This is a genomic window from Sphingobacterium spiritivorum, assembly GCF_016725325.1.
In the GTDB taxonomy this organism is placed as follows: Bacteria; Bacteroidota; Bacteroidia; order Sphingobacteriales; family Sphingobacteriaceae; genus Sphingobacterium.
Genome location: NZ_CP068083.1, coordinates 981,620 through 994,409 on the forward strand (window position 1 = coordinate 981,620; position 12,790 = coordinate 994,409).

Consider the following 12,790-nt stretch of genomic DNA (forward strand, 5'->3'; position numbering starts at 1 on the left):
TGTAGTAACTCCTTTTCTTATACTTTATTTTCAAGAGCAGTCAAAACCTCTGCCACCACAAAATTACTACCTCCTATAAAAACCAAATCCCCTGCCTGATAAGCCTGTTTTGCCACAGTGAACGCCTGCATTACACTGGAGTAAGGTTTTCCCTTCAGACCATAGCTTAAGGCCGCAGCAGACAGTTCTTCTGCCGGCATCGCTCTGGGCATATCGGGACTGGAGAAATAATATATGGCTTCTTTCGGAAGTAAAGGCAAGATATGTTGCAGGTCTTTATCTTTCATCGCTCCCATTACGATATGAAGTCTTTTAAAGGGTGTAAGCAGGATATTCTTAAGAACTTCACGAATACCATCTTCATTATGTCCGGTGTCACAGATGATCAACGGATCTGTAGAGATTGTCTGCCACCTTCCCTGCAATCCTGTATATTGCTGAACATGGCTCAGGCCTTCCCGGAGCCGGTCAGAAGGAATACTAAAATTTCTCTGATTTAATTCATCAACTACCGCTAAAACACCCACTACATTTTTTAACTGATATGACCCCGTAAGATCAAGATCATATTGTTCTGTCAGAGAAGTTATTTTGTCAGTGACAGATACCTGCATACCAGAAAGATGCCGGGAAGTAATCGTTGCTTCCAATACATCCGATGCAAACCGGATCGGGGCCTGTTTTGTCTCAGCGATCTCTTCAAATACCTGTGCTGTACACGGATCTCTTTCAGAAATAACAACCGGGGTATTTGCTTTGATAATGCCAGCCTTCTCCCCTGCTATTTCCTGCAAGGTATCTCCTAACAGATTCATATGATCCATACCTATATTTGTAATAAGACATAGCTCCGGACGGATAATGTTTGTACTGTCCAGACGTCCGCCTAATCCTACTTCGATAATGGCGACATCTACCTGAGCTTTTGCAAAGTAATCAAAAGCCATGGCGACCGTCACTTCAAAAAATGAAGGCTGTACTTTTTCTATAAGAGATTGCTGTGATTCTACGAATTCAATAACATCCTGTTCGGGAATAACTTCTCCATTGACCCGGATACGCTCTCTGAAATCAACTAAATGCGGTGACGTATAGAGACCTGTTTTGTATCCGGCTGATGCCAATACCGAAGCCAGCATATGAGACGAGGATCCTTTCCCGTTCGTACCTGCAATATGTATAGATTTGAATTTGTCTTGGGGATTGCCTAATGCCTGGCACAGTGCGATGGTATTATTCAGGTCTTTCTTATAGGCAGAAACACCTTCACGGGTAAACATAGGTAATCGAGTATACAGATACCCGATTACCTCTTTATATGCTTTCATAGCAAATGAAACTTATCTAACTCTGAAGTTGAATACAATAACTCCTGTCTGCGAATCCGGTGCTTTTTCTAATTCATTCAAACGGGCACCCCGTACAGCTCTTTCACATTTTTCCCACAGGGAGCGGTCAGGCAATGTAGTTCCCTTAACGCCTGCCCGTGCATATGTAATCGTACCGTTAGGTGCTACACGAATTTCTACTGCAACTTTTCCGGACTGCTGACCTTTGTCATCAATATTTGGTCTTACTACGAAACGTCTGTTGGCAATCGATAACATCATATTGCCATCCCCTGATCCCCCTTCTCCATAATTCGGTGCCAAAGGATCTCCTAACTTGCTTCCCTGATTACCGGGAGTGGATCCGGTACCATCACCAGAGCCTGTTCCGTTATTTTTCTTTCCTTTGTACAGCGCATTCGGGTTGACAGCCGGGGTACTGTTTTTCTTCTCTGTTGTAGTCTCTGTTGCTTTTACTTTTACAGGTTTCTCTGTCTTGGTAATAGCAGGAGCATCATCTATATCCTGTGTCGCTACAGCATCATCAGAAACCTGCTGCGTAGGAGTTGGTGTAGGTGTTTCAGTCGGATCAATTTTATCCGGCTTTACATTATTAGCGTTAGGATCCATGGAAGGTTCCTCTACGCTCATATAATCATCTCCCATCCCTTCTTCCGAAGTACCGTAGTTGACTATAATACCTCCCATACCAATCTTTGGCAACTCCTTGCTGAACACAATGAAAAAACCTATAGCCACTAATATCCCCATAATTATGGAGGATATTCCTAATGCTTTAGGAAGGTTATTTTCTTCTTGAAGATGATAATGCATGATATAATAAAAATTAAAAAATCAAAATTAAACAGTCAAAAATCAGGCCCTTTGATCAGATAATATGTAATAATATTATTTATCTTTTCTCGGCTCTGTTGCTAATACTAACTTAATTTTTAACCTGTTCGCTACATCCATGACAGAAATTACATTCTGGATAGGAACACTGCTGTCTGCATAAAGCATAATAGTCAATTCTTCTCCGGATGCCATTCTTGATTGTATTAACGATTCCAGACTCTCGTATGGAACTATTTGTTTATCTACATGATACTGCAGATCACTTGTGATAGATACTGTCATGGTTTTTTTAGCCACGGACTGTTCTCCCGCACTGGATCTTGGTAAAAGTAATTTCACGACCTGAGGATTAGACACGGCAGAGGCCAACAGAAAGAATAACATCAGGAAAAACATGATATCATTCAATGCTGCAGTATGTACCTCGGCAGAAGGTCTGTTCCTTCTATTACGAATATTCATAATTAAATCCTTTTTAAAAGAGCCTTATAGCTTATGCTCCCGGTTCGTCTAATAAGTCAATAAACTCCACTGCATCCGTTTCCATTCTAAGGATCAGACGCTCTACCATCATGTTAAGCGCATGATACCCGATATATGCAAGGATACCTACAGTCAATCCGGATGCAGAAGAAATCATTTTAACATAAAGACCTCCGGATACCGAACCGATATCAATACCACCTACTGCCTCTACATCGCGGAAAATCTGGATTACCCCGAAGATCGTACCTACGAAACCAAGCATCGGTGCAATACCTGCAATAATCCCCAAAATATTGATGTTTTTCTCCAGTTTAGATACTTCGATCTTACCGATATTTTCAATTGCTCCTTCTATATCTTTGATAGGACGACCTACACGCAAGAGACCTTTCTGCAGCATTCTTGATAGTGGTGTATTACTGGAACGGCATACCGCTACAGCTGCATCCAGTTTACCGGACATCACATTACTTTTGATTTGTGACATCAATCCGTTATCAAACTTAGACGCTTTGCGAATGGTAATATAACGCTCCAAAAAGATAACCAATCCTAAGAAAAACAAAAAGGCAATAGGCCACATAATCCATCCCCCTTTCATCAAAAGCTGGATCAGATTTGTTTCTTCCTGTGTCGCCATCTGTATAGGTTGCTGTGCTGCCTGACCTAACGAGTCTAATGCTAATGCTGTGTCTTGAATCAATGACATAATGCTATTTAAATATTTAATGTTCTAGTTTTCAGTTTAATTCTTTATCCGTTCATAGAAGGCCTGAGGTTCAATCGTCTCCTGAACGTGTTTCAGTTCCTTCTGTGCCTCTTCAAGTGTAGAAAATGATTTCCATACTACTTTTTTCCATTTCTTGGATTTCTTGCTTTCATGGATATAGACTTGTGTATATCCTTTTTTATGCATGGCATCTACCTGTTCTTTTGCCATTGTCCATCCTGCATGTGATCCGATAACGATCTGGTATTCATGCCCGGTTTGTGGTTCTTTCGCTCCGGGATGAATTTCTACACTATCCTTTGCCGGTACCTCATGAACTGTTGTATCTAACGGTACTAATGACGCCACTGTATCTTTTACCGGAGTCGAAGGAATTGTATCTTTCAATGTATCCTGATTTACAACAGGAGCAGGCGTCTGCGGCTTATTATAGTAGGTATCCCAATAGTACAGTCCTCCTATCAGACCAATTGCTATTACTGCTGAAATAATATACCAGATGGTGTTACTCGATCTTCGCTCATCTTCAAAAACAAACTCTTCTCTGACCGTATTCACGGGTTCCTGTATTACAGGAGTTGGCTGCTCTTTCTCTACAGGTACTACCGGTACTGGTATTGCGGGAGGCGTTACCCCGGCTGGTATTATTTCCTGTGGTGGAATAATTTCTTTTTCTAAACTTCGGATCTTATCGTTTACTTCCTGTATTGGTTCAAAATGAAATCCGGTAAGATCTAAAGGTTTAAATACATAAGTATTTCCATAGTTGACCAAATATCCCAGATCATCCAGTTTGGCCTGACCGGACTGCAATAACTCTTCTTTGATCTTGCTAACTTCCGTTTGAACAATAGCCTCGGCCTGATGACGATCTACCTGTTGTTGCCGCTGCACATAGGTGACAAAGTCATAGCCTGTATCTCCCTGTGTATCCAGTTCCAGATAATTGATAGGCGGTAAAAAAGCATTGCGACTTTGATCAAAAGTCGCAGGAGTATGTTTTCGCTTAAAGACACCTATTCCATCCACCTTTACTTCGGTGTGTCTTTTCAGTACATGATTTATGCTTTTTCCTAAATTCATCCTTATCAATATCGTTGGGACGCAAAGTTACTATTTTAAATTAAAATGAGTAATTAAGCCCTCCCAGTATATTAAATCCTAAACGCGGATAGTACTGGTAGCGTTGGTATTCTTTATTGAATATATTATTTGCTTTCACAAAGATCCCTAAATGTTTAGTTGCGCGGTACTCTGCTCCGGCATTCAGGTCAAAGAAAGATGGTAATGTTACTTTCTTATATCCTTGAGAAATATCTACTGTACTTCCATTGACGGTGTATGTATATTCACGGGCATATGTATCTCCCTGGAACAATGCCTCTGCATCGATATAAAGTTTTTCAGAGATGTTGAAACGTGCGTTTGCTGCCAGTTTCATTTTAGGCATATGCCATGCTTCTTCTTCCTGTTGCATAGTGTACTGATCAATATTCAGACGACCACCTAAATTGACCACATCCGATAAACGAACATTGATCTCTCCCTGTAAGCCGAAATATTTAGCAGCATCTTCGCCCAATCCGTCGTAAACAAGATCAAAACGGTAAGGTGTTTCTCTGTTATTGACAAATAAAGGAAGTCCCTCGATCTGTTTATACATTACCTGTACCTTATAGCCAAATGTTGCTCCGGCATTTCCTTTAATACCCCCAAAGAAATTCAGTCTTTCTATAGTATTGATCATGCTCAGATCAGGGCTCAGGTAAGGGTTCTGATTGGTGAAGGAGCGCAAAGATGCTTTTTTGACATTTCCATTTACCCCCCCGAACAAATGAATATATTCAGGAACTAAGGAGAAGTCTACTTCTGCAGAAGGGAAGACATTGAACCGGGAAGAATCTCCGAATTCTGACACTAAATTAGCACCCAATGTAATCACATAATTATCGCCTTTGAAGCTGATGTAAGGATTGATACTGGCAACAGAGTTCTTTGTTTTTCCATCTACATTATCTGTACCGTTAATGCTATTTACATCTACACTAAGATTGGCTCCGATATTGAATGCGCGCATTCTTTTGTTCAGGTAACCGGATAATGCGATAGAGTTTTCCTTAGCGGCAAACTGATCTTTGTATGTATAAGCATCTGCTTTTGCGGAGTAGCTCAGTGCATTTTCATTATTCGCATCGTAGTTGCTGGTCAGCTCTCCGGTGAAATAGATATCATTGAAAGCCTGTTTTTCCGGATCCGGATTCAGTGATACTCCGTTTACATCCAATGGATTTCCGTAAAAGCGGGTCGCATAACGATTATACCCCACTAATCCGTCAACGGTAAACGCATCATACACACGTCTGCCAAATACACCGACTTCTTGTTTCGAAAAGCGTTGGTTTTCAATATCACCCTTTTGGCTCAGATGCTTCACAAAACCACCTATTCTTACATTTTCATATTGATCATAGGAGAAATAACCCTCCCCAAGAATAGTATTAAAATTACCAATACCTAATTTCACATAATTGCTGGTCTGATCATTAATCTGAGAAAAAGGAGTTTCCTTAACATCCAGTTTGTAAAGACCGGTATTGATGTCCAATTTTTTATCTACCACATTTCCGTATGTTAATTTTGGCATGTAGCTTCTTTTGTTGGTCATGTCAGGACTACGGCGGATTTTCACCGCATCTGCAAGAATAGGCTTATAATCTCGCACAACATCAAACGAATCAATCGTTACTGGTTTTTTGTCTGTAGGCTCTTGCTGAGCAAATCCATTAAAACCTGCGCCTAATAACAAGGTTACTACGGCACATTTCTTAAACACAGTATTTTGCAACTTCATCATTATTTCCTATTTCTTTGTTGTATTTAATTTTTGTAATTTTTCTTTAGCAGTTTTCAGGATACCATCTTCCTTATTTTCGTAGTTATCGATGATACTCTCTAAAGTTGATTTTGCCTGGAATGCATCTCCCTTACCGGTATATGCATCTGCCATCAAAATAAATCCTTTTGCTACCCAATAGTCATACGAAGAAAACGTATCTGAAATATCAAAAGCAGATTTAATTGCTTTATCGTATTCTTTCGCTTTCAGCTGCTGCTCAGCCACTAAGTATCTCGCTTCTGCTCCTGTTGCTGTCTTACTTTTCAACGCAGCAAGATTCAGCTCTTTAGTTGCTTCAGCAGGCTTGCTTGTTGCCAGGTATGCTTTTGCAGCATAAAGGTGTGCTGTACCTATTTCTTCCTCCGAAGACTTTTCATAGTTTTTGACTAATGTAGCATAGTTCAATGTCTCCTTGTAATCTCCGATATTGAAATAACTTACCAAAAGATTATTGATTGCGTACGCATAATTAGACTTGTATTCTGAAGTCAGTTCCAGTTTTTTCAATTGCTGTACAGCTTCATTGTATTGTTTTTGCTTCAGGTACAACTGAGAAACACTGACTAATGCACGTTCTGTATAAGCACTTGTCCAGTCATTCAGAATAATGTTGTAATCGTGTAGTGCTTCTTGATTTTTACCCAAAGCTGCGTTACTCTCTGCACGGATAAATCGAGCATATTTTTCCTGAATAGGTTTCGGGAATTTATCAAAATATGCATTCACTGCTTCTACCGCTCCCTGATAATTACCTCTGGAGAATAGTGTAGTTGCCGTAGAGAATGCGCGGGAATCTTGTTCTGATGTCGAAAGATCTCCGATATTTGTACCTGTTGCATAACGGATATATCCTGTTGCATCTCCTTTATCCAGGTAAATATTCTCAATCGAACGCATTGCTTGCTTAGCCTCGTCTGTAGTAGAATACTGATCTACCACACGTTGGAACGTTTTTAAAGCAGCATCATTGTTATCCTGATTATACTGTACCAGACCGATAGTCACTAAAGCACGTGGAACGTAGCTGCTTCTAGGGTATTTTTCCACCATTGCTTGCAGTCCTGAAATCGCCTGATCATACTGTCCCAATGTAAAGTAGGTGTACGGAATCTCAAAAGCCACATCATCTGCATAGTTGGACTTCGGATACTTTTGTACTACAGATTGCAGGGTAGCAATCTTACCGCTGCTATTTCCTTGTAATCCCTGAATAACACCACGCTGGAATAAAGCATAATCCTGACTTTGTGCTTTGGAATTGATCAGCTTGTCATACTCAGTCATGGCACGACCGTAATTCTTGAGTGAAAAGTACGAATCTGCCAGACGGGCAATAGCATCATTACGGGTATTAAGTTCGATCCCCTCTTTGCCGCCCATGGAAAGAAAACGTTCAAAGTAGTTTGCCGATGTATTGTAGTTTTCATTTCTGAAAGCTGCATATGCTAACGCATAATTTGCATAATTATAGACATCTGTATTTCTGGCTGCAGGAAGACTCAGAAATTTATTAAAATTAGCGGTTGCCTCTTTATATTTTCTGACCTCATACATCGCCTCTGCTTTCCAGTAAATAGCCAATGCATTGATCTCTTCATCATAACGGTTAGCTTCAGAACGCATAAACATGGATATTGCATTTTCAAATGCACGCTCATTATAGTATTCCAGACCGCGGTAATACGTTACTTTCTGATAAGCCGCATTAGCTTCTTTACCTCTTTTCTTAACCGACTCCAATACATCCACTGCAGCCCGGTAATTCTTCGTACTCAACAGAATCTCGGCATACAATGTCTGTGCTTCTTCATTACGGACATTGTTTGGATAGGTCTTCATGTATTCCTGAATAGCATCCAAAGCGACCTGGTGAAACTCCAGTTCATAAGACAACTTAGCATAATTGAAAAGTCCTTCTTCCTTCAGTTGAGGATCAAAGTCTAATTTCGATCCACGGAAAAAAGCATTACGCGCACTTTGTTTATTTCCCTTTTTCAGGAAGGCATCACCTAATGTGATCATGGCACTTTGGTAATAAGCATCCGGTTCGGTCATTTTTTCGAGCTCCGTGATTGCTTTATCATAATCACCCAGCTTGTAATTTATATAACCGATCTGGTAACTGTCCTGATTATTCTGTGTTTTGCCTTGATCCTGAGCCTGGAATTTATCGTAATATTCTTTCGATTTTTTCAGATCGCCTTTGATAAAGTACGTCGCTGCAATAACACGGAACATATCTGTTTCGTTATCTTGTTTCGTTGTCTGCAGGATTGGCAGCGCATAGTTCAGTACATCATCATATCGCTTGTCCAGAAAGTATAGCGCTGTGATATAATACGGGTAACTGCTTTCATAGGTTTTTGATCCCTGAAGGCGTTCAAATTCATTAAGTGCAGTTTTATATTCCGCATCCAGATAGCACAAATATGCGTAGTAATAGATAGATGCTTCCTGATATTCACTTTTTTGGTCTTTCAGTGATTCAAATACAGGTTTTGCAGAAGTATAATCTTCTGTCATAAACCGGGAATATGCTAATTTAAAACGGTACTCTGTATTTTCGGCACCGGCCAGATTTTTACCATCAATCTTAGTAAACCATTCGATGGCTTTTTTATAGTCTTTTTTCGCATAATACGAACGGCCTATCTGGAAATATGCCGCTTTAGAATTAGGACTTGCCGGGTAATCTTTGATATACTTCAAAAATCTCCCTTCAGCATCTGAATCTCCAAGCTCCAGCGCACAGATTGCCTGGTAGTAGCGTACATTCTCTTTCAGCAGCGTCAACTCTTCATTTTCATCTAATTGCAAAGTAGATTTGGTCCTGATCTCTTCCACTTTATCAAACTGTTTGGATGCTGAACTGAATTTTCCTCTCTCAAAAAGCTCCATACCGGACTTGAAGGCTTTATTCAGATCTTGCCAGGCCGTTTGCTGCGCAAAAACCGGCGTGGTCATTAAACTCAGAGCAATACCTACTTTGTAAATATTTTTATTCATAATAACGAAGTAATCTTTTTCTATTAAATCTTCTTTTTTGCGGGTGCAATACGGCTTTGAAAGTATACTTTTTCACAACGCGTACTTGCGGGATACACCTATTTCAAAATACTAAATTAGAACTTCATAAGCAAGTTTTCCTCAAAAGTTATTAACACCTGTTAGGAACTGATACTATAACGTACATTTAACAAAAAAAATATACCCTCTCAAAAAAAATCAGCAGGATATTTCTTTTCCTTATCGTTCCCATTATATCTTCCTATACAAAGACAATCACAGGACTAATTACCCCTTAAACACCGTATTAAATATCTTATGAACAGCGGAAAATTAAGATGATAAAATCTCTAAACATCTCTGTAAAATCAAACGCCACTGGCTTAGGGCCAGTGGCGTTTGATCATATCATTATTTTGAGTTTTATTATCCTCTTTTACCTGCTAATAAATAGAGTACAGCCATCCGTACTGCAACTCCGTTTTCGACCTGATCAAGGATAATAGAATGTTTACTGTCGGCAACATCAGAAGTGATCTCCACACCCCGATTAATAGGGCCAGGATGCATAATGATGATTTCTTTATCCAATGAATCCAGGATTTCCTTATTTAATCCGTAAAGCATGGAATATTCACGCAGAGATGGAAAGTAAGCAATATCCTGACGTTCTAGCTGTATACGCAACATATTGGCAACATCGCACCAGTTGAGTGCTTTCCTAAGATCATGCTCAACTTTTACGCCCAAAGACTGTATATATTTCGGAATCAAAGTTGTCGGTCCGCAGACCATTACCTCCGCACCTTGTTTCTGAAGACAAAGAATATTAGATAAGGCTACACGGGAATGCAGAACATCTCCTATAATCGCCACTTTACGCCCTGCAACATCTCCGTAACGTTCACGAATAGAGAACGAATCTAACAATGCCTGTGTCGGATGTTCATGTGCTCCGTCTCCGGCATTAACAATCTGTGCATCCACATGCTTGCTCAGGAATACTCCAGCTCCGGCATAGGGGTGTCTCATAACAATCATATCGACCTTCATTGCCAAAATATTATTGACCGTATCAATCAGTGTTTCCCCTTTACTCACCGATGATGATGAAGCGGCAAAATTGATAGTATCCGCAGAAAGTCTTTTTTCAGCCAACTCAAACGACAATCTTGTGCGTGTGGAGTTCTCAAAAAACACATTGGCAATAGTAATATCTCTAAGAGAAGGCACTTTCTTAATAGGACGGTTGAGGACATCTTTGAAGTTCGCAGCGGTATCGAGAATCAAATTAATATCCTTTTCATTCAGATCTTTTATTCCTAAGAGGTGACGTGTACTTAGTTGTTCTGCTGAAGATGACATTTATATCAAGTTATAGAGTTGTAATATTTATTTTTTTTCTGTCAGTAATGTAATGCTGTCCATACCGTCGACCTCTTCCCAGTTCACTGCAACTTTCTGCGAATCGATGGAGTCTACCTGTATGCCGATATAATCGGGTTCAATAGGTATCTGACGTGAAAAACGGCGGTCTACCAACACCAGTAATTCTATTCTTTTGGCTCTTCCGAATGCCTGAATAGCATCCATAGCAGAACGAATGGTACGCCCTGTCCATAGCACATCATCTATAAAAATGACATTTTTACCTTCTACAATAAAATCTATCTCTGTACTGTTGGCAAGGAGTGGGTTAGAACCTTCACGTCTGAAATCGTCACGGAAAAATGTTATATCCAGAATACCTGTAGGAACCGGATGGCCCAGCATAATTTCCAATTCTTTGGATAAACGTTTAGCTAAATACGTGCCCCTGGGCTGAATACCCACCAATGCTGCATTTGAAAAATCACCATGATTTTCAATCAATTGTTGGCAAAGTCTCTTGATTGTAATTTGAAATTTGGGACCGTCTAATAAAATCGACTGTTTCATTAAAGGAATATTTAGGCAAACCTACCATTTTTTTTGGAAAAAGAGTAATTTGCTCTTGTTTTTTCCTGTATAAAATCAATCGCTGTAAAAAGGTTACACTTATCCGACATCCACTTTTTTGCGTCTGTTAATAAAATAATACACCGGTACACCGATTAAGACCAGAATAAATCCCGGCCACGTATACTGCGGTTTGAAAACGATCAACAGTATACAGAAAGCAGTTCCTATCAGTAAGTATAAAACAGGCGTCAACGGATAAAGGAACGTTCGGTAAGGTCGTTCCAGATTTGGCTTTTTCCATCTTAACCACATGACTCCAAATACGGTCAGCATGTAGAACAGCACAATCACAAAAGATATCATATCCAACAAATCTCCATACTGTCCGCTCAGACATAATAAGGAAGCCCAAATCCCTTGAATCCAAAGTGATTTTTCAGGAACACCATGCTTATTATTGGTGATTGCCAAACGCAGAAACAAACCGTCCTTGGCCATAGTCTGGAATACCCGCGCACCGGAAAGAACGATACCATTGACACAGCCGAATGTGGAGATCATAACCAGAATAGCCATAATAATTGTTCCACTATGGCCAAGTATCTTTTCAGCTGCTGCTACTGCGACCCTGTCATTCTCCGCAAACGCAATTTCATCGCGACCTAATGCAGCCAGATAAATAAAATTACAGAACAAATAAAGCACCATCACCAATGCTGTACCCATAACCATGGCACGGACAACATTTCGCTTTGGATTATCAATCTCTCCGGCAACAAATGTCACATTTTCCCAGGCCACGCTGCTGAATACCGCACCAACCATCGCTGCTGCCACTCCTCCCATGACCAGACTCCCTGAAATCTCTTTCCAGCCTTCTCCTTTAAGATTCTGAAACGCCTGAAGACCATATGCCAGGTTTTCGGTAAAAAAGTTTTGCCTGATCATAAAGATACCGCCAACAATCAGGACGACTAAAGCCAGGATCTTGGAACTCGTAAAGATGGATTGAACAATTTTTCCGCTCTGTACTCCCTTTGTGTTGATAAAGGTAAGCAGGAGGATAATAGAGATCGCTATTATCTGAATCCAGGTAATCTTAATATCTCCGTACTGCAATATTGGAGCAGCATTATTTAACTCCGGAATCAGGTAGGCTGTAAACTTACCAAAAGCTACAGCTACAGCTGCAATGGTACCCGTCTGGATAACGGTGAACAGGCTCCAACCATATAGAAACCCTGTCATTTTTCCAAAAACCTCTGTAAGGTAGGTATACTGCCCTCCGGCTTTTGGGAATAGAGCAGATAATTCGCCATAACATATTGCTGCTGCAACGGTCATTACCGCTGTAATTAACCATACAATAATCATCCACCAACCAGACCCCAGTTGTCGCATAATATCAGAAGAGACAATAAAAATACCGCTACCGATCATTGATCCCATTACGATCATGACAGCATCCCAAAGCTTTAATTGATTTTTCATTTTGTAGGTTTATGGAACTAAACTTACAAATATTCTCCAACTAATCTCCAACTT

10 protein-coding genes are annotated in these 12,790 nt (G+C 40.1%); all 10 read right to left on the reverse strand.

The genetic code is table 11. The annotated features are described in order from the left end of the window. Nucleotides 1-17 precede the first annotated feature (17 nt). A complete protein-coding gene (locus I6J02_RS04050) occupies nt 18-1,328 on the reverse strand; it encodes a bifunctional folylpolyglutamate synthase/dihydrofolate synthase (RefSeq protein ID WP_201680563.1) in 1,311 nt (436 codons plus the stop codon). A 12-nt stretch (nt 1,329-1,340) separates the two neighbouring features. Then, the gene (locus I6J02_RS04055; RefSeq protein WP_201680564.1) at nt 1,341-2,162 is read right to left on the reverse strand and encodes an energy transducer TonB; all 822 of its coding nucleotides are present in this window, start codon (nt 2,160-2,162) and stop codon (nt 1,341-1,343) included. 75 nt (nt 2,163-2,237) lie between these two features. Next, nucleotides 2,238-2,648 (reverse strand): ExbD/TolR family protein, encoded by a 411-nt coding sequence (locus I6J02_RS04060; protein ID WP_201680565.1) that lies wholly within the window; start codon nt 2,646-2,648, stop codon nt 2,238-2,240. Between the two features lie 31 nt (nt 2,649-2,679). Further along, nucleotides 2,680-3,381 carry a MotA/TolQ/ExbB proton channel family protein gene (locus I6J02_RS04065; RefSeq protein WP_003000423.1) on the reverse strand — a complete coding sequence of 234 codons (702 nt, stop codon included), beginning with the start codon at nt 3,379-3,381 and terminating at the stop codon, nt 2,680-2,682. A 36-nt stretch (nt 3,382-3,417) separates the two neighbouring features. Next, nucleotides 3,418-4,485: a hypothetical protein gene (locus I6J02_RS04070; RefSeq protein ID WP_201680566.1), complete on the reverse strand. Its 1,068-nt coding sequence runs from the start codon at nt 4,483-4,485 to the stop codon at nt 3,418-3,420. A 40-nt stretch (nt 4,486-4,525) separates the two neighbouring features. Beyond that, entirely contained in the window at nt 4,526-6,256 is a 1,731-nt protein-coding gene (locus tag I6J02_RS04075) for a TonB-dependent receptor (protein ID WP_201680567.1), read from the reverse strand. A gap of 6 nt (nt 6,257-6,262) precedes the next feature. Continuing rightward, nucleotides 6,263-9,304 (reverse strand): tetratricopeptide repeat protein, encoded by a 3,042-nt coding sequence (locus tag I6J02_RS04080; protein ID WP_236582279.1) that lies wholly within the window; start codon nt 9,302-9,304, stop codon nt 6,263-6,265. Nucleotides 9,305-9,730: 426 nt separating this feature from the next. Continuing rightward, nucleotides 9,731-10,669 carry an aspartate carbamoyltransferase catalytic subunit gene (locus I6J02_RS04085; RefSeq protein WP_003011081.1) on the reverse strand — a complete coding sequence of 313 codons (939 nt, stop codon included), beginning with the start codon at nt 10,667-10,669 and terminating at the stop codon, nt 9,731-9,733. Between the two features lie 27 nt (nt 10,670-10,696). Beyond that, nucleotides 10,697-11,242: a bifunctional pyr operon transcriptional regulator/uracil phosphoribosyltransferase PyrR gene (gene pyrR / locus I6J02_RS04090; protein ID WP_003000438.1), complete on the reverse strand. Its 546-nt coding sequence runs from the start codon at nt 11,240-11,242 to the stop codon at nt 10,697-10,699. Between the two features lie 99 nt (nt 11,243-11,341). Continuing rightward, a complete protein-coding gene (locus I6J02_RS04095) occupies nt 11,342-12,736 on the reverse strand; it encodes an APC family permease (protein WP_201680568.1) in 1,395 nt (464 codons plus the stop codon). Nucleotides 12,737-12,790 lie beyond the last annotated feature (54 nt).

Coding starts and splice junctions, on each gene's coding strand:
- I6J02_RS04050 (WP_201680563.1), bottom strand. CDS start 1,328: ATGAAAGCATATAAAGAGGTAATCGGGTATCTGTATACTCGATTACCT.
- I6J02_RS04055 (WP_201680564.1), bottom strand. CDS start 2,162: ATGCATTATCATCTTCAAGAAGAAAATAACCTTCCTAAAGCATTAGGA.
- I6J02_RS04060 (WP_201680565.1), bottom strand. CDS start 2,648: ATGAATATTCGTAATAGAAGGAACAGACCTTCTGCCGAGGTACATACT.
- I6J02_RS04065 (WP_003000423.1), bottom strand. CDS start 3,381: ATGTCATTGATTCAAGACACAGCATTAGCATTAGACTCGTTAGGTCAG.
- I6J02_RS04070 (WP_201680566.1), bottom strand. CDS start 4,485: ATGAATTTAGGAAAAAGCATAAATCATGTACTGAAAAGACACACCGAA.
- I6J02_RS04075 (WP_201680567.1), bottom strand. CDS start 6,256: ATGATGAAGTTGCAAAATACTGTGTTTAAGAAATGTGCCGTAGTAACC.
- I6J02_RS04080 (WP_236582279.1), bottom strand. CDS start 9,304: ATGAATAAAAATATTTACAAAGTAGGTATTGCTCTGAGTTTAATGACC.
- I6J02_RS04085 (WP_003011081.1), bottom strand. CDS start 10,669: ATGTCATCTTCAGCAGAACAACTAAGTACACGTCACCTCTTAGGAATA.
- pyrR (WP_003000438.1), bottom strand. CDS start 11,242: ATGAAACAGTCGATTTTATTAGACGGTCCCAAATTTCAAATTACAATC.
- I6J02_RS04095 (WP_201680568.1), bottom strand. CDS start 12,736: ATGAAAAATCAATTAAAGCTTTGGGATGCTGTCATGATCGTAATGGGA.